Here is a 16,775-nt window from a genome sequence, read left to right as displayed (position 1 = left end):
CACAGCAGAAATTAAAACAATGGACTGAATAGCTTGGTAATTCCATAAACCACGCGTTCCAGAGCCGGCCTTTTTTCCCATTCGTTGGGGTGTAATAGTTTGGATCGGGCCATATAGGCCTCCTGCGCCCCGAGAATGCAATTTATCTCCTCTTGGCTGTAAAAAATCAAATCTACCTCGAAATCCAAAGCGAATGAACGAATGTCGAAGTTGCTTGTCCCAAGAAAGGCCAAGTCATCGTCTACAGTAACGGTCTTGGCATGTAATATATCTCCTTTATATTGGTAAATTTTGACTCCCATTTCAAGGAGGGGAGAGAAGTAGGCCCTGGCGACGCTGCCCACTATGAGCTTATCGGCTCTCTCGGGCACAATTAACCTCACTTCTACATCCATGATGCGTGCCGTTTCTATGGCGCGCATGGTTTCGCTGTCGGGTATAAAATAGGGAGTTGTTATAGTGACCCGTCTTTCCGCGTTCAGTAAAGCTAAAACCAACAACCTTTGATAATTTTGCAGCTGCATCGACGGACCGCTAGGCACAGTCTGAACGATAGCATTTCCCTCTTTATTCAGCCTGGGGAGAAAATACAACATTTTATCCAGAGGCACATCTTCATGAGTTTCAACGTACCAGTCTTCATAACATACTGCTAAAAGCTGAATCACCACGGGTCCGGTTAGCCTCACAGAAAGGTCGTGCCACTCACGTCCCCCGGCTTTTCTATTGTAGGAGGGCTCGATGATGTTGTGAGAACCGGTATAAGCAACTTTTCCGTCGATTATTGCAATTTTCCTGTGATTTCTTATGTCATATCTTGCAGTAAAGGAAGTCCTTCTCAGAAACCTTAAGGGTAAAGCCTCGGCAATTTTGACGCCGCTGCTTCGTAGTAAATACGTGTGTTGTCGTAAAAATTCCTTCGCTCCGACAGAATCAACGAGGATACGACATTCAACCCCTCGTCTGGCTGCACATTCCAACGAATTAAAGAGTTTTTTCGTCATCTTGTCGTATGAAAATATGTAATAAAGGAGATATACGTACCTTTCGGCCTCATCTATATCCTGACACAACCTGTCCAAATATTCCTCGAAATCGGCCAACAATTCCATCTTATTGCCGGCTACCGGACTCATATCGACCATTTTATAGGCCATATAGCTGATTCTCTTTTGTTGATCCCTTAAGACCGGGTCGTTAACTTCCCGTAATACTTTAACCCTGATATCATGAAGTGCATTGCCTAATTCCGACAGCAATGTTTGGCGCCGCCGCAACCTTTCCCTGGGCAGTCCCGTCGAACCGAAAAGGGAATAGAGAATTAAACCTCCCCAGGGCCATATATTAATGGCCAACAACCATGCCACGGCTGTGGGAGGCTCGTGTTTAAGTGGGACATAACAAAGCATTCCTATGCGGATGCAAAATGAGGTCAAATTGTACAACCAAAGAAGCAGGGTAGAAAGGTCTTGCATATCCCTTACCTCGATAATATTTTCGTGCTAAAGGGCAAAATCGCACACAAGGGGCAAGTGATCAGAAAACGTTACCCGTGGAATTAAAAGGTCAGTTACCTTTATCTTGGGGCTATGGAGAACGAAATCGAGCAACATTCGAGGCGATGAGCTGGGATAGGTCGGCATGCAGTCGGCATTGGCGTTTTTAAGTCCTACCTTCCTTATCAAAGGCTCCAGCTCCTCTTCGCCGCCAAAGGTATTGCAATCCCCGGCAAGGATAACGGGCTTGTCTGCCGAAAGACACTTCCTGCTCAATTCCTCCAACTGTTTTGCTCTTGCCTTGCGCCCGAGAGACAAATGGACCAAATAAAGAACAAAGTCATCGTATTCCACTTCCAACATGGCTCTCTTTACCCCAAAGCTGAGATATTTAATATTTGATTTTATCGGCGGTATTTTGGAGACAACCGCATTGCCCTGCAATTTCAGCACCGGGGCTTTGGTGATAAAGGATTTGGGATGATATTTGCATCCGAATATGGGCGTCCCACCAATCTTCGATGCCATCTCCACGGGCTGGCTTTTGCCGTTTTGCCTGTACGTACCTCCATCGGATTCTACCAAGCCAACTATATCGGGGTTAAGTTTTATCAAAAAGTCCGATATATCTTCAAAATTCTTTTCAGTTTTCCTGAAACTACCCCAAAACGGAAAGGGAATATGGTAATCCCAACCTGTCCCCGTAGCATAGCGTATGTTATAAAGCACAAAACGCAATCTTTTTTTTCCTCCTCGTCCGCTTTTTAAACCGTAAGGACAAATAATAAAGGTTTTTATTTAAGGTAAACGTTTTCCTCACTTGGTATATTAACCATAGAAACCGCCAAATGCAAGTGGAAGAAGCGTAGCGCTCATAAAAAGAATGACAACCGGTCCCGCCATTCATCTGTAAATCGATCTTCAGAAGATTTCCATATTGCTTTATGCAGGTCAAAAAGCAGCTCAGGAGAGCTTAAAACTGCCATGGTTTCTTTGTTATTCAAATTTTCCGTTTCTCCCGAAAGGGTCTTTTCCGTTAAGTTTGACGGAGCTTTGAAGTTTTTTCGCAAAAGCCCTCTATGTAGGGCATTTACCCAGGGGTCGAACAGAGCTGATTTAAATCCCCACTCCAACCAGGCAGGAGGGTCGGACATGACTTCGTTCAAGGTCATCATTTCGGGCGAGGGATCCACCTCTTGAGGCGTCAGGAAAAGTCCGGCTTTCCTGAAACGCTCCCCGACCGAAGGCCTGCTGGTCCAAACGGAAAGAAAGACCGACAGAACAAAGGAAATCAATATGGGCAAAAGCCAGACGCAAAAGGAGGGATTCACCATGCCAACTATAGCGCCCCACAAAAGACCTATCACCATGTTGCTCCAGTGAAATTTAAGGGCATCTTTCCAGGCAATCCCTATGTCGGACCTTTCCTGAGGCCCCCAACCAACTTTTTGCCCAAGCAGGGTAAAAAACAGAAATTTGCTGTGAAACAGCATTTTAATAGGGGCAAAGAGAACGGAAAAAAGCGTCTCCAAAAGAACGCTCAAAGTCAACCTTATCTTGCCTCCGAAAAGTTCTGGTCTTCCTTTGGCCATCACAAGCAGAAGGCCAAAAAGCTTCGGAAGAAAAAGCAACACGATAGTCACGATGAAAAGAAATAGCGCCCAGCCTGGATACCATACGGGCCATTCGGGAAACAGCGCGTACTCACTGGGAAAATATACGGGTTCGACCCAAACGTCGAGCAGCGCCTGCAAAGAGCTCATGAATATAAAACAAAACCAGAGCAATCCAGAACCATATATCATAACTCCGTTCAAAAAAAGAAAACGATGTGCCGGTATTATGCCCTTGAGCAAAAAGAGCCTCAAATGTTGCAGATTGCCCTGACACCAACGCCTATCCCTGGACAATTCTTCAAGCAGCGTTGGAGGAGTTTCTTCGTAACTTCCCTCCAAATCGTAGGAAAGCCACACTTCGTATCCAGCCCTTCGCATGAGGGCTGCCTCTACGAAATCGTGGCTCAATATCTCTCCTCCCAGGGGTGGATCGCCCGGAAGCCTCGGCAAGGCACAATTTTCCATGAAGGGCTTAACTCTAATGATGGCGTTATGTCCCCAGTATTGAGCATCTCCAAGCTGCCAGAAGCTTAAACCTGCGGCGAAGATCGGACCGTAGATATAGCTTGCAAACTGTTGTATGCGTCCATAAAGCGAGCGTCTTCCCACAGCTTTGGGGGCGCTTTGCAAAATGCCCAGTCTCGGGTTGGCCTCCATAATTGAAGTCATCTCCGTCAGTATATTTCCGCTCATGACGCTGTCGGCGTCGAAAACAACCATATATTTATAATTTTTCCCCCAACGCCTGCAGAAATCCGCTATATTTCCGCTCTTCTTTTTGATGTTTCTCGTCCTTCTTCGATAAAAAAGTTTGCCTTCAGCGTTTAACCGTTCGCGCCACTCGGCCCAAGCCATCTCCTCGCTTACCCACGCGTTGGGGTCATTGCTATCGCTTAATATGTAAAAATCATAATGTTTCAACATGCCAGTTTTCTCGAGAGACCTGTAGGTAGCCTCTATTCCGGCGAAGACCCTGCCGGTATCTTCGTTGTAAATGGGAAAAACCAGCGCAACTTTAGTACGTTCGTCGATCTTCCTTCTCGAAGCGCTTGGAGCATAGCGATCTACTCCCCTTAAAATCGATACCAACCCGGCGAGAGCTGTCCAAAATCCGACGGAAATCCAGGCAAAAAGAATCGCGAAGGTTATCAACATTAAGTAACCCAAAATTTCTCGGTCTTTGAACTGAATGACTAAACTCATAAAATGGGTTGAAAGCGCCGTAGAACCGACTACCAAGGCCGCGAGAAGAGTCCTTCTTCGATTAGCAGTCCCTTCCCAGGTGGCTCCATTCTTAGAAGTCTCGAAGAGATTGCCGAACTTGACCATAAAATCCCTCGGGACCATGGACGATCTGTTTACGGGCGGAGCAGAGGCGATGCCGCCGTATCCTTTGTTCAGCAAAAGAGGTAAGATCTTTTCCTTTAGTTTCGGCCAACGGGGTCTGTCGACCAAGGACGGCTCTTCTTCTAAGTCTCCTTTCAGCTTTGCGATAAGGTCGTCGAACATTCTAAACGTAGAATTGCCCTTGGAAGGGATCTGATGTAAAAACTCAATAGCGATCTCAAGGGAGCGAGTAGTGGTAACTCCCAAAATCCAAATATAGTTGAGCACTCGTTTCGTAAATGTCAAAGCTAAAGCTGCCATAGATAACTCCACTTTTCGGTTAACAGATCAGGCAAATTGTCGCCCCTTTTTAAAAAGGCCTGAATTTCTATTTTAGGACGTTTATCGGGCTGCAGCTGCTCTATGGCGCCTACGGTTTTGGCCTTTACCTGAATTGCGAGCCTCCATCCACCGGTGACTTCGTTTTTTGTCAAAACCTTTTCTACAAGTTCTCCGCCATCAGAGACCTTGACAACCGCTGTCAACCCTGTGTCGGCAGGAATTTCCTCGACAGCCTTGCCGATAAAATCGACCACGAATAACCGAGTATTGTCACCGCTTCCCTTTCCCGTTCTAGTGGCAACAACGTAACCGAGTCCGTGAGGAGAACCTAGGGGCAAATGCCAGCTCATTCGATAGGAAATATCTACAGGCTCACCCAGGGGAGGAAGCTCCTCGGGCACCCAAAAGGCGACTATATTGTCCGTCGTTTCCCAGTTAGTGGGAATCTCGATCAATTCAACACGCCCTTTTCCCCAGCTTCCCCTTGGGGCAATCCAAAGGCTTGGCCGTAGGTCATATCGAGCTTCCAGATCCTGATAATGGTCGAAGTCAATATCACGCTGCAACAGCCCAAATCCGGCTACATTGTTAGCAGGTAAACTCGTCACGTCCAAGCGCGGTAAATTGCGAAGAGGTCTCCACTCCCAATCTCCGTTTTCATAGGCTATAAGCAATCCGTCCGAATCGTGGACTTCAGGCCTATAGTCATCGGGCAGGGAAATGCTGTTTTCGCCGTAATAGAACATGCTGGTCATGGGAGCAATGCCAAGCTTTTCAACGTCCTTTCTCCTGAATATTGAGGCTTTTACGTCTACCGCCGTCTTTTCGCCAGGTTGAATGTAAAATTTGTATGCTCCTGTGAGGCTTGGACTGTCTAATAAGGCAAAAACTGTTATGTTTCTCGATTTCTTGGGTGGCTTGACGATCCAAAACTCCTTAAAAAAGGGAAATTCTTCGCCCTTGGGTAATGCTGTATCTACCGCCAGCCCCCTTGCCGAAAGGCCATAACGTTGCCCCTTTCCGAGAGCTCTAAAATAACTCGCCCCTAAAAATGAGATGAGCTCATCGTAATAATCATCTCTATTGAGAGGGTAGTGAATTCTGAATCCCGCAAAGCCTAAGTTATTTAGGTTTTCCGGGGATAATGCATTTTTCCCGTAATCAAAGAGGCTTACGTCGAAGGGAAATTCCTCAATCCCTTCGGAAGTTACCAAATTGATCTTGACAGGAGTTTTATAAAGAAATCCCAAATGATAAAACCTCAGTTCAAACATGGAATCGCTGCCCCTCCAAAGGGATTGTTCGGGTTTGAATCGAATATCGCGCCACTGATCGTAAGTCAGGTTTGCGATGGGATCGGGCAAATTTAACGTTGGCTCTTCATAGGCAGATAGCGAGAGATCCTGTGCCTTCTTCCACACATCTTCTTCTAGACGTTTTATCTGATGATCTATGGATCTCGCATTTCCGTAAGCAACATGTATTTTCAAAGAAAGAAAACAGCTCAATATAAAAAACGCAGCTACCAGCATTAAAATTTTGCTCCTCACCAAAATACACTCCCTTCAAACCTCAAGCCAAAAAAATAACAGTTGCTATGCCCCATTTGGCCGCAAGCATTTATAGCATATATACGTTAAATCTAAAAGCATCCGACAAACGACGTAATCAACCCTTGGACAATCGCTCGACACTCCTATATTGTAAGTACAATCAAATGGAAGGAGAGAGGTAAATATGATCGAACTTTTGAAAAAAAGAAGGAGCATCAGGCGATTCAAAAACATACCCGTAGAAAGAGAAAAGCTGGAAATGCTAAAGGAGGCTGCCCTTCTGTCGCCTACCTCGAAAAATTTACACTCCTGGGAATTCATCTTCGTGGACGACAAGGATATGATTGGCAGATTAGCCGACGCAAGGGGGCAAAGCTCCGCATTTTTAAAGGAAGCACCCTTATGTCTTGTAGTGCTCGGGAACGAAAAGGCAAACGATACCTGGATAGAGGATGCATCCATAGCTGCTATTATAGTGCAGTTAACTGCCCTGTCCCTTGGATTGGGGTCTTGTTGGATACAGATAAGAAACCGCATGCATTCGCAGGAAGTGAGCGCAGAAGATTACGTCCGCGCCTTATTGAACATTCCGAGAGAATACAGAGTGGTTTGTCTTATCGCGATAGGCTATCCCGCCGAAGAAAAAGCTCCTCATGACTCGACCGAACTCAGGTGGGACAAGATTCATTTAAATAAATGGTAAAAAATAGGGCGAGGTTTCAAATTGCGACACGACGGACCTCGCCCCATTTTCGTCCCCCTAGCCTATGGTAACTTCCAGAAATCTAAGAAAGTTTTCGCCCATTACTCCTGCAATTTCCTTTTCGTCAATCCCCCTTGCGATGAGTTCGGCAGTCAGCTCAAAGCAGCGACTGTGGCCTTTAATGCAATCATAGCCCTTGCTCTCCGACCCTGACAGCTGGTGGATCTCGTCACAGAAATCAAAGCCATAACAAATATTCTCGTAGGATCTCACAAGTTCGTATATATGACATACATGATCCGCCAGATCCTTGGCATTGATGTTTTCGTCGTCATCTTTGATAAATTTGCTATAGGCGTTCATGCCAATGACGCCGCCCCGTTTTGCAATTTCTAGGATTTGTTCATCCCTGAGGTTGCGCATGGATGGGACAAGTTTTCTGCAGTTTGAGTGTGAGGCCAGTAGAGGTTTATTGCTAAATTTTAAGACGTCATCTAAACCTTCGTCGTTCAAGTGGCTTATGTCTACGTACATTCCAAGCCTTTCGGCCTCCCGAAGCAGTTGCACTCCGAAGTTCGTCAGCCCTCCCTTTCGGCCCTCTTCTTTTGCCTCAAAGTGACAGCCGTCTGCTGCATAATTTCTCCTGCTCCAAACGATCCCCAAACCCCTGACCCCCAGTTCGTAAAATATCCTGAGCAGGTTTATATCGTTGCCCAGCGGTTCTGCCCCCTCGAAGGAAAGCAACAAGGCCACCATTCCCGATGATCTAGCCCGCTTTATTTCATCTGTATTTCGACAAAGCGCAAAAAGCCCAGGGCTTTCTTCCATCTCCTGATGTAACGCACTTACGTAATCCAAGGCTCGCCTCAAAGCCATTTCCGGCAGATATTCGTCGGAAATGAAAAGCGATGATACCACTAAATCGACACCTCCCTCTTTAAAAGAGGGAATGTAATGATTTTTTATAACCTTTCTTTCGCCTCTCTGGCGCCTTTCCCATACCAGTGGGAGCAAGTCGTAATGGACATCGGCAACGAAGTATTTTTTATGAAGCTCTTTTGCCTCTGCGAGAAAATCGCGATCCATCGTAAATATTCCTCCTTCAGATCATCATGTATTTATTTTAATTTCAAGTCGGAACATATTTGCTTTAAGCATCGTGATGATTATATAATACAAAAACAGTCCTTTAAATAGCGGTGATCTTGAAGTGGATCTTAAAGCGAAAGAAGATGCTCTTAGCGATGTAACCGCCGTAATTCTTGCAGGCGGCAAAGGCTCAAGGGTAGGTCATAATAAGGCGTTTATCAAATTGGGCCACACCTACCTGCTGGAGTTGGTATTGCAAAACATGAGCAAAATTTTTGACGATATAATTGTCGTGACCTCACGCTGCGATTACGACCGAATTCTATCAATTCATTCATCCATGCCGCCATGCTATCACATTAACGTAATATGTGATTCGGATGCAGGTCAAGGGCCTCTGCTGGGACTTTTGGAGGCTTTGAGGGTCTCGAAAAAGGAGTGGCTTTTTCTGGCAGGATGCGACATGCCTTTCATCAATAGATCCCTGGTTAAACATATTTACGGCCTTAAAAATGGGAATTCGCAAGCAGTGGTGCCGCGATTTAAGGGTTTTTTAGAGCCTTTGCACGCCTTTTATCACCGTTCTTGTTTAAAAGAAGCCGAAATCATATACGGCCATGGCAAAAGAAAGATAAAGGACTTTTATCCTTTCGTAAATTTATCCATCTCGGAAGAAAGCGATATGAATGCAGTTAAAAATTACCATAGGTCCTTTTTTAACATAAATGACTTTTACGACCTGGCAAGAGCAGAAAAAATGCTTCTTCCTTATCCTCACGGAGGATTTGAAGAGATCTTCGTTAATGAGTCGGATTTTCGTAATTTAAGACTTCCAGAAACGCCTCTGAGCTAGCCCATTGTATTCGGACAAAGCAAGATCGTCCGTAGGAGAGGCTGCATCCCAACAGTAAATGAGAAAATCGAGCTCATCGGCTGCAGAGACTATCAGGGCCTCAGGCGAGCTGGGCAACACGGGAGAGCCGTATTCCTTCTTTCCGTGATGGCTTATTATGATGTGGCCAATTGCCAAAGCTGTCTCTTCGTCCAAGGCGTATTTTTTGGCATGCTCCATAAAGATGGAGTAACCCAAAGGAATGTGATCTATGACGGCTCCCTGCAGTGTAATTTGAGGGATCAAATCTATGGAGTAAGCCTCCAGTTTACCGATGTCGTGGAGCAAGGCACCGGCAGTTAAAACGTCCATATCTATCTTTAGTCCCTTTTTCAAATAGGAGACACCTATCGATCTGGCGCTTTTAGTTACGTCAAGCGTATGTTCAAGGAGACCGTGGACATAAGCGTGGTGGTTTTTCACCGCAGCGGGAGCTATTTTGAACTGTTCCCATAAGCTGCCGCTGAAAAGTTGAAGCAAAAAGGTTTGTATGGGGTCACCGCATTCACCGACTATCTCCCAAAAATCTGTCTCCATTTGTTCGACGGGAACGGGCGATTTTTCGACGAAGGATTCCGGAGGATATTTGTCGGAGTCCAGAAGATATACTTGATTTACATGATACTGAAGCTTCTGCTTGAACTTCGAAACAACCCCAAATATTCCCACAGGTTGTTTTGAGATGCAGTCCATCTCGGCCAATTCATCTAAAGTTAAAAACTTCTTCTCGCCGCATCGGGCATCCCACCATTTGCTATCAGACCACGCCTTGGCATTTAAAGTTCCGCTAGCGTCCATGATCGTCAAGTCCCAGTAAGGCTTGTCGTTTTTGTCTTTTTTGAGTTTGGCCGTAGCCAATAGGCCGACAGCTTTAAACTTATCTCCCGATTTCTTGTTTTCTTTTATGTCAGCAATGAGCAAACAGCTTTCATCAGACATCTATATCACCCTATCTTGTTTATCGGTCTCATCATGACCTTTCGTATTTCACGGACTCTTCAGCATCATTTTATACCATGAAGGAAACTGAAATGCCAGACGTACATTTTTCTGCCAAAAGAATCTAGAATTTACCCCTCTGTTTCATATCACAAAATGCTAAATTGTGGCTTATAATACCTAACGAAGCATTCAAACAAAACTAAGGGGAGTGAACAAACAAATGGCCTTTATCCTAAAAAGGAGATTAACAAATGAAAGGACACTTCTAGGAACCTTTGCAGTGCTGCCTTCAGTCGATTCCATTGAAATTTTAGCTTTGGGCGGCTTTGATTTCGTGGTTTTAGACAGGGAGCATGGCCCTCATTCTATGGAAAAGCTGCAGGACATGGTAAGGGTAGCACAGCTTCACGAGATGGCAACCTTGGTCAGAGTGCCCGAAAATTCTAAGAAAGAAATTTTATGGGCGCTGGACTCAGGCGCCGACGGGGTACTCGTTCCCATGGTCGAAAAGGCCTCGGATGCCATAAAAGCGGTAAAGGCAGCCAAATACACCCCCGTCGGAGAGAGGGGAGTTGCCTTAGTTAGATCAGCCCAATACGGCAGCCAGGAGATGACATCTTATTTCAAGGAATCTAACGACAATACCTTCGTCGCTCTGCAGTGTGAGAACACGACGGGTTTGGCAAATCTCGAGGAGATAGTGAACATCGAAGGGGTAGATATGATCTTTTTCGGGCCCTTCGACATGTCGGCTTCCCTGGGAATTCCGGGACGAACGCAGGATCCAAAGGTCGAAGAGGTTGCAACGCAGATCTTAAAAATATGCAAAAGCGCAGGCAAGGCAGCAGGAATCTTTGCGACATCCCCTGAGGAAGCGGTTAAGCGCTTCGAACAGGGATTTAACCTGGTCGGACTTGGCATCGAGGCATCAATATATCTTAATGCAGTTTCGAGAGTCGTAGCCGATGTAAAATCCAAAGGTAAGAAGATCTAATAGCGATGTCGAAAGATATAGAATATGTGCCATTGCCATTTTGGCTCATATTCTATATCTTTCAAGCTCGGCTTCGTGAGCTGGTCCGGTTACTATGTTCAGTATGTCTTCGCTTGAAGCAATTAACACTCTCACAACGCCATTTTCATGATCGCTGTAACGCGCTACAAAACGGGCAGACCTTTCTAAATTTTCTTTCGATATGATTCCCTTTGGAGCGTAAAGCAATGCTACAGGACCTTTAACGTTGATGGGATTTAATAGTAAAATGTGAGGCAATCGCAGTTGGAGCAACCGCTTGTTTTCCCTTGCATCCTTTCCGATGACCAAATGAGCGTTCTCGGGGAGCAAGAAGTGCCGCCCCACGCGCAAACAAGCTGCATGAAAGAATGAGAAATCTTCCTTTAAGGCATTCATTAGTCGCTCTAATTTTACCGAAAAAAACTTCTCGGTCAGCGGACACCCGCCACCAGGGGATGGGTAGCTATCGATATTCCATTTCCTTGCCAACTCTATCTGTTTTTTTCGTCCCCTGCCGGAAATAGAAAGAAACCACTCCCTTTTTATTAAACCATTCCGTTCCGGCACCGTAGGTGGAAGAAGCTTGGCCGATAGAGGCCTGACGATATACTCACCAAACCCCGAAGCAGAATCCACATGTCTCAAGGCCTGCGACGTCTGAGATTTAGGCCTTTCACCCAACACTTCTCCCGTTGCCAAAAAATCGTATCCTCTTTCTCGCATCAAATTTCCTGCCTTTTTGAGCATCAAAGCATGACAATCTATGCAGGGATTCATGCATTTCCCAAAGCCGTGAGGCGGATCGAAGAGGAGTTTAATGTATTCTTTTTCAGGCAGCGGTGCTATAATTAACGGGAAATTATATCGGCGTGCCGCTATAATAGATTTTTCAGCGGAGAAAAAGGGAGTAGTAAAGGCCAGGCAAGTTACTGTAACCCCGTTTCTGCGCAAGAGTTCACCGGCAAGCAAGGAATCAAGTCCGCCGGAAAAAAGAAGTAATGCCTTCGGGGATTTGTTCTTCATTTGCTTACCTCCCATATAATCAACATAATCAACGATAATTATTGATAAAATCACGTCAGCTTTGATAGACTATCCGAAGTCTCTTTATGCGTCAAATGACGCCTATTTTTATGAGGTGGTTGATGAATGACTAACATGAATAATATAAGAAATTTTTGCATCATAGCTCACGTCGATCACGGCAAGTCGACGTTAGCAGACAGGTTGCTCGAATATACGAATACCATAGATTCGCGAAAAATGCGACAGCAGTTTCTGGATACAATGGATATAGAACGCGAAAGGGGAATTACGATAAAACTTGTGCCCGTCAGAATGCAATACAGGGCTAATGACGGCAAAGAATATATACTCAACCTCATAGACACTCCCGGTCACGTAGATTTCAGTTATGAGGTGTCTAGGTCCCTTGCCGCTTGCGAGGGCGCACTCTTGGTCATCGATGCCGCCCAGGGGGTGGAAGCTCAAACGCTTGCCAACGCTTATTTGGCTGTTGATCAGGGATTGGAGATCATCCCCGTGATAAACAAGATAGATCTCCCCGGAGCGCGTCCCGATGAGGTATTGCGACAGATCGAAGAAGTGATCGGGTTGGATTCTTCCCAGGCTATTTTAGTCAGCGCTAAGGAGGGAATCGGAATACCGGAGGCGCTTGAAGCGATTGTGAAACGCGTTCCCCCTCCTACAGGTAATGAAGATGCCAAACTTCAGGCTCTGATATTCGACTCAATCTACGACAACTACAGAGGGGTAATATCTTACGTCAGGGTAGTAAACGGATGTATTAAAAAGGGTCAGTCCATCTTCTTTATGGCGACAAGAAAAGAATATGAAGTGGAGGAAGTGGGATTTTTTACGCCCTTCATGTCCCCTGCTGAAGAACTCAAGGCAGGAGAAGTAGGCTATGTCATTGCAAACGTAAAGACCATCTGGGAAGCCAGAGTGGGGGACACGATAACCGATGCAAATTCGCCTGCCGACAAACCTTTGCCTGGGTATAAGCACATCAAACCCGTCGTCTTCTGTGGCCTGTATCCGCTGGACAGGGACGACTTTCCCCGTCTCCGCGAGGCTATAGAGAAATTGCAATTAAACGACTCAGCATTGGCCTTTGAGCCGGAGACTTCGGAAGCACTGGGCTTCGGCTTCAGATGTGGTTTTTTAGGACTTCTTCACATGGACATAACTATCGAGAGGCTTAAAAGGGAATTCGAGATAGATTTAGTCGCCACGGCCCCAACCGTAGCCTATGAGATCCTTTTAAAAGACGGAGAAGTCATTGAGGCCAGAAAGCCCTCCGACTTTCCAGATCCCGTAAAGATAGAGGAGATCAGGGAACCCTTTATTAGGCTTACGATATTTTTGCCTTCCGATTATGTTGGCAAAGCCATGAAACTTTGTCAGGACAGGCACGGAGAGTTTGTTTCGCTGGATTACATTACGCCAGAGAGGGTAAAGCTTATTTACGACCTTCCCTTAGCCGAATTCATCGTGGATTTCCACGATAGGCTAAAATCTCTCACAAGAGGTTACGCATCCATAGATTACGAACAGGTAGGATACAGAAAATCCGATCTGGTCAAGGTGGACATCCTCATTCACGGCGAGCCAGTCGATGCCTTTTCCTTCATCTGCCATAAAGACGACGCCTACAAAAGGGCATTAGGTGTTATAAAAAAGCTCAAGGAACTGATACCGCGACAGCTTTTTGAGGTCGCCATACAGGCTTCAATAGGAAGCCGTGTTATAGCCCGAGAAAACGTCAAACCCTTGCGCAAAAACGTGCTAGCAAAATGTTATGGCGGCGACGTCACCAGAAAACGTAAATTGCTTGAAAAACAAAAAGAGGGCAAGGAAAAGATGAAGATGATAGGAAGAGTGCAGATTCCCCAGGAAGCCTTTTTGGCATTCCTGCAAGCCAATGAGGAAGAATAGATCGGACCGCGTAAATGTACTAAACGAATCTTTTGTCTTGGCGCTGTCGTCTCCACTTTCGCTTTACGTTCATATACCCTTTTGCGTCAGAAAATGCCCCTACTGCGCCTTCTACAGCGTGGTTTCGAAAGCCTCTGAAATAGACAAATTTATGAACTGCCTCGACGAGGAGTTAAAGTTGTGGGCCGCTCTTGCAGGAGGGAAAATCAAGGTCCAAACGCTTTACATTGGCGGTGGCACGCCAACTTTATTAAACCACTGGCAATGGGAAAGGCTTATCTCGTCGCTTGAACGTTACGTTGACTTTTTGCCCTTCCTAGAGGCGAGCGTCGAAGCAAATCCCGGTTCGTTAACCGCCGATCACATTAAACTTTGGCGCTCCTGGAGGATAACCCGTGTAAGCCTTGGAGTTCAAAGCCTTGACGATGGAGAGCTTCAGTTGCTCAAGCGCCCCCATAGTGCTCACGATGCCGCAGATGCCATAGCCGCGCTGGTTGCCAGCGGCCTCGATGTCAGCGTCGATCTGATCTTCGGCCTGCCTGGACAGACCATACAAAGTTGGCACAGGACCCTCAAAGATTGTCTCAATTTCGGAATACGTCATCTCTCGATCTACGAACTCACCCTCGAGGAAGGCACTCCATGGGGCGAATGTCCGCCCTCAGGTTTGACCGAGGGATACCCGCTGTATAGGTTCGCCCAATGGTACTTGCCCAAGAAAAGATTTATTCAGTACGAAATAGCCAGCTTTTCCTTGCCACGCCATTGGTGTCGCCATAACATCGCTTACTGGCAAGGTGAAAACTTCTTAGGAGTAGGCCCCGGCGCCTGGGGCTACCTGGACGGATTCAGATACGGAAACACGAGGGAAATAAACGATTATTTCGATCAAATTACCAGCGAAAATCTTCCCGTGGAATATCAGGAAATATTACCACAAGACAAGCAGGCAACAGAAGCTGCCATACTGGCCCTTCGCACCCGGTGGGGAGTAACTGCGACGACTTTTAAAAGAAAATACGGGTGGAAAGCCTACAGGAAATTTCTAGATACCTGGATGAAACTTCCTTCAGATTGCAGAACATCTTCCCGCGGAAGGCATGCCTTCACTCCCAAGGGATTTCGCATCGCAAACGCTTTATGGGAAAACTTCCTGTAGGAAGAAACCTCCCACAGGAAGTTAAAACTTTTAGAGTAACTTCGAACTTCAGCGGGACCTGTATTCTATTATGGCGGAGGCCCGATCGCTCAAACTTGCTCCGAGCGCCTCTTCCAGTTCGACCGCCGAAGTGGCACGGAAGGACCTTATACCGTAAGCTGAAGCCAAAAGGCTAAAATTCGGAAGGTTTTGGTTCACTGCATAGGGTTTTCGGAAATGACGTTTCTTTTCGATGTTCTTTAGTATGCCAAAACCATTGTTGTGCCATATGACTATAACTAATGGCAGGTTTTCTTCTATGGTTAGGGCAAGCTCTTCCATGGTAAATTGAAATCCGCCATCGCCGGCAAGTACGATTATTGGAGCCTGAGAGCATGCGGCTTTGGCACCTAAAGCTGCGGGCAAGGCCCATCCAAGAGTACCAAAACCCACAGGATGAAGGAACGTCCTTGGCCCGTATGAAGGAAATTCGCTAATAGCGACGTAGGCGGGAATGGTCATGTCGGCAAAGATCATCCCTTCGTCGGGGAGGGCTTTTCTTATGCTGTTAACGGCTTGCACGGCATCGTAGGTCTCCTCACCCAATTCGCCTGAGCTTAAAAGTTCATCCCTCGCTGCTGCCTTTATGGACTTTACCTTGGAAGAAACTTCTTCGACAACCCTGGCGTCTCTGGCCGAAACGCGATCCGCCAAAATGGTTATCGCAGCTTTGCAATCGGCCATTACGGGTATATCGGGAAGAGGTTGTCGGGCGAAATTTCCGGGATCCAGGTCTATCCGGATAACTTTACCCTTCGGCTTGAGCGGATATTGGTAAAGGTCTGTGGGAGAAAGCTCCGACCCCGCGATCAAAAGCAAATCCAAAGATTCCAAGTAATCCCTTACGACCTTGAAATTAAGCCTGGCTCCCAAGCTTAAGGCATGTCTTTCGTCAACAACCCCCTTGCCGGCACAGGTGGTAACTACAGGGGCAGCAATCTTCTCCGCAAGTTTTGTAATTTCACTACCTGCAGACAATGCGCCTCCTCCGGCAATGATGGCACAAAAACGAGCTTCATTGATAAAAGATACGGCTTCGTCGATGTTCTCATCATCGGGGCATAAAATGGGGCGTAAAACTTTAAGCCGACAATCACTTCGATATTCCGATTCCCCGAAAAAGCCTTCCGACAACAGATCCAGGGGTATTTCCACATGAACCGGCCCCGGCCTTCCCTTTTGAGAGAGCTCCCATGCATAAATTAAGCTCGACGATATGTCTTCCGGATACATGACAGAAATGCTCTCTTTGCATACAGAAGATGCCAAGCCGCGGGAATCTTTAACTTCGTGGAGAAATCCGCTTCGAGAGGCTAAAGATTGCCTGGGTATTTGACTCGATATCAAAAGAAGAGGAACCGAATCGTGATATGCTCCCGCAAGGGCCGTCACCGCATTGGTAAGCCCCGGCCCTGTTATAGTGATAGCTACACCTGGCTTGCCCTTGATTCGACTGTATCCGTCCGCGGCAAAGGCTGCACCCTGTTCGTGACGCGTCGTTATATGGCGAATGGGCGAATCCAACAACGCCTTATAGATCTCGAGGTTGTGCACCCCGGGAATTCCGAAGACAACTTCCACACCCAAAGCCTCAAGCGTCTTTACAACAAAGCTGCCCCCTGTTGTTTTAGCCATTTTATCGCCC

The 16,775-nt window shown here is 46.4% G+C and carries 13 protein-coding genes; 5 read left to right on the top strand and 8 right to left on the bottom strand.

Going from position 1 to position 16,775, the window contains the following annotated elements; translation table 11 throughout:
• Positions 1-11: 11 nt before the first annotated feature.
• The 4 genes from cls to HMPREF1705_RS09800 all read right to left on the bottom strand — a co-directional run bounded on the left by cls (position 12) and on the right by HMPREF1705_RS09800 (position 6,330).
• Positions 12-1,475: a cardiolipin synthase gene (cls, locus tag HMPREF1705_RS09815; protein WP_040347948.1), complete on the bottom strand. Its 1,464-nt coding sequence runs from the start codon at positions 1,473-1,475 to the stop codon at positions 12-14.
• Between the two features lie 27 nt (positions 1,476-1,502).
• The gene (locus tag HMPREF1705_RS09810; protein WP_009200951.1) at positions 1,503-2,225 is read right to left on the bottom strand and encodes an endonuclease/exonuclease/phosphatase family protein; all 723 of its coding nucleotides are present in this window, start codon (positions 2,223-2,225) and stop codon (positions 1,503-1,505) included.
• A gap of 143 nt (positions 2,226-2,368) precedes the next feature.
• Entirely contained in the window at positions 2,369-4,759 is a 2,391-nt protein-coding gene (mdoH, locus tag HMPREF1705_RS09805; RefSeq protein WP_009200952.1) for a glucans biosynthesis glucosyltransferase MdoH, read from the bottom strand.
• Positions 4,747-6,330 carry a glucan biosynthesis protein gene (locus HMPREF1705_RS09800; RefSeq protein WP_040347952.1) on the bottom strand — a complete coding sequence of 528 codons (1,584 nt, stop codon included), beginning with the start codon at positions 6,328-6,330 and terminating at the stop codon, positions 4,747-4,749. Before HMPREF1705_RS09800 ends, mdoH begins: the two co-directional genes overlap by 13 nt.
• A 187-nt stretch (positions 6,331-6,517) precedes the next feature.
• On the opposite strand from HMPREF1705_RS09800, the gene HMPREF1705_RS09795 reads away from it, so the two are divergent.
• Positions 6,518-7,036, top strand: a complete 519-nt coding sequence (locus HMPREF1705_RS09795; RefSeq protein ID WP_009200954.1) for a nitroreductase family protein — start codon at positions 6,518-6,520, stop codon at positions 7,034-7,036.
• A gap of 57 nt (positions 7,037-7,093) precedes the next feature.
• Here HMPREF1705_RS09795 and HMPREF1705_RS09790 read toward each other — a convergent pair whose 3' ends face one another.
• Entirely contained in the window at positions 7,094-8,122 is a 1,029-nt protein-coding gene (locus HMPREF1705_RS09790) for a dipeptidase (protein WP_009200955.1), read from the bottom strand.
• Positions 8,123-8,246: 124 nt separating this feature from the next.
• Between HMPREF1705_RS09790 and mobA the strand changes: the two genes are divergently transcribed.
• A complete protein-coding gene (mobA, locus tag HMPREF1705_RS09785; RefSeq protein WP_009200956.1) occupies positions 8,247-8,978 on the top strand; it encodes a molybdenum cofactor guanylyltransferase in 732 nt (243 codons plus the stop codon).
• Here mobA and HMPREF1705_RS09780 read toward each other — a convergent pair.
• The gene (locus HMPREF1705_RS09780; RefSeq protein WP_009200957.1) at positions 8,949-9,956 is read right to left on the bottom strand and encodes a 3'-5' exoribonuclease YhaM family protein; all 1,008 of its coding nucleotides are present in this window, start codon (positions 9,954-9,956) and stop codon (positions 8,949-8,951) included. The genes mobA and HMPREF1705_RS09780 overlap by 30 nt on opposite strands.
• Positions 9,957-10,179: 223 nt before the next feature.
• Here HMPREF1705_RS09780 and HMPREF1705_RS09775 point away from each other — a divergent pair, with 223 nt between their 5' ends.
• Complete coding sequence (locus HMPREF1705_RS09775; RefSeq protein WP_057940988.1) at positions 10,180-10,953, top strand: HpcH/HpaI aldolase family protein; 774 nt, start codon at positions 10,180-10,182, stop codon at positions 10,951-10,953.
• A 45-nt stretch (positions 10,954-10,998) separates the two neighbouring features.
• Here the strand turns inward: HMPREF1705_RS09775 and HMPREF1705_RS11095 are convergent, their stop codons facing one another.
• A complete protein-coding gene (locus HMPREF1705_RS11095; protein ID WP_057940987.1) occupies positions 10,999-11,997 on the bottom strand; it encodes a hypothetical protein in 999 nt (332 codons plus the stop codon).
• A 126-nt stretch (positions 11,998-12,123) separates the two neighbouring features.
• Between HMPREF1705_RS11095 and lepA the strand changes: the two genes are divergently transcribed.
• A complete protein-coding gene (lepA, locus tag HMPREF1705_RS09765) occupies positions 12,124-13,932 on the top strand; it encodes a translation elongation factor 4 (protein ID WP_057940986.1) in 1,809 nt (602 codons plus the stop codon).
• Positions 13,919-15,091, top strand: coding sequence for a radical SAM family heme chaperone HemW (hemW, locus tag HMPREF1705_RS09760; RefSeq protein ID WP_071804937.1), 1,173 nt, complete (start codon positions 13,919-13,921; stop codon positions 15,089-15,091). Before lepA ends, hemW begins: the two co-directional genes overlap by 14 nt.
• A 48-nt stretch (positions 15,092-15,139) precedes the next feature.
• On the opposite strand, the gene HMPREF1705_RS09755 is transcribed toward hemW, so the two are convergent.
• A complete protein-coding gene (locus HMPREF1705_RS09755; RefSeq protein ID WP_057940985.1) occupies positions 15,140-16,765 on the bottom strand; it encodes a thiamine pyrophosphate-binding protein in 1,626 nt (541 codons plus the stop codon).
• Positions 16,766-16,775: the final 10 nt, after the last annotated feature.

This window comes from Acetomicrobium hydrogeniformans ATCC BAA-1850 (assembly GCF_000160455.2).
Classification (GTDB): Bacteria; Synergistota; Synergistia; order Synergistales; family Acetomicrobiaceae; genus Acetomicrobium; species Acetomicrobium thermoterrenum.
Note: the sequence above shows the minus strand (reverse complement) of the source record. Positions and strands in the feature narration are given on the sequence as shown.

Coding starts and splice junctions, on each gene's coding strand:
- cls (WP_040347948.1), bottom strand. CDS start 1,475: ATGCAAGACCTTTCTACCCTGCTTCTTTGGTTGTACAATTTGACCTCA.
- mdoH (WP_009200952.1), bottom strand. CDS start 4,759: ATGGCAGCTTTAGCTTTGACATTTACGAAACGAGTGCTCAACTATATT.
- HMPREF1705_RS09795 (WP_009200954.1), top strand. CDS start 6,518: ATGATCGAACTTTTGAAAAAAAGAAGGAGCATCAGGCGATTCAAAAAC.
- HMPREF1705_RS09790 (WP_009200955.1), bottom strand. CDS start 8,122: ATGGATCGCGATTTTCTCGCAGAGGCAAAAGAGCTTCATAAAAAATAC.
- HMPREF1705_RS09780 (WP_009200957.1), bottom strand. CDS start 9,956: ATGTCTGATGAAAGCTGTTTGCTCATTGCTGACATAAAAGAAAACAAG.
- HMPREF1705_RS09775 (WP_057940988.1), top strand. CDS start 10,180: ATGGCCTTTATCCTAAAAAGGAGATTAACAAATGAAAGGACACTTCTA.
- HMPREF1705_RS11095 (WP_057940987.1), bottom strand. CDS start 11,997: ATGAAGAACAAATCCCCGAAGGCATTACTTCTTTTTTCCGGCGGACTT.
- lepA (WP_057940986.1), top strand. CDS start 12,124: ATGACTAACATGAATAATATAAGAAATTTTTGCATCATAGCTCACGTC.
- hemW (WP_071804937.1), top strand. CDS start 13,919: ATGAGGAAGAATAGATCGGACCGCGTAAATGTACTAAACGAATCTTTT.
- HMPREF1705_RS09755 (WP_057940985.1), bottom strand. CDS start 16,765: ATGGCTAAAACAACAGGGGGCAGCTTTGTTGTAAAGACGCTTGAGGCT.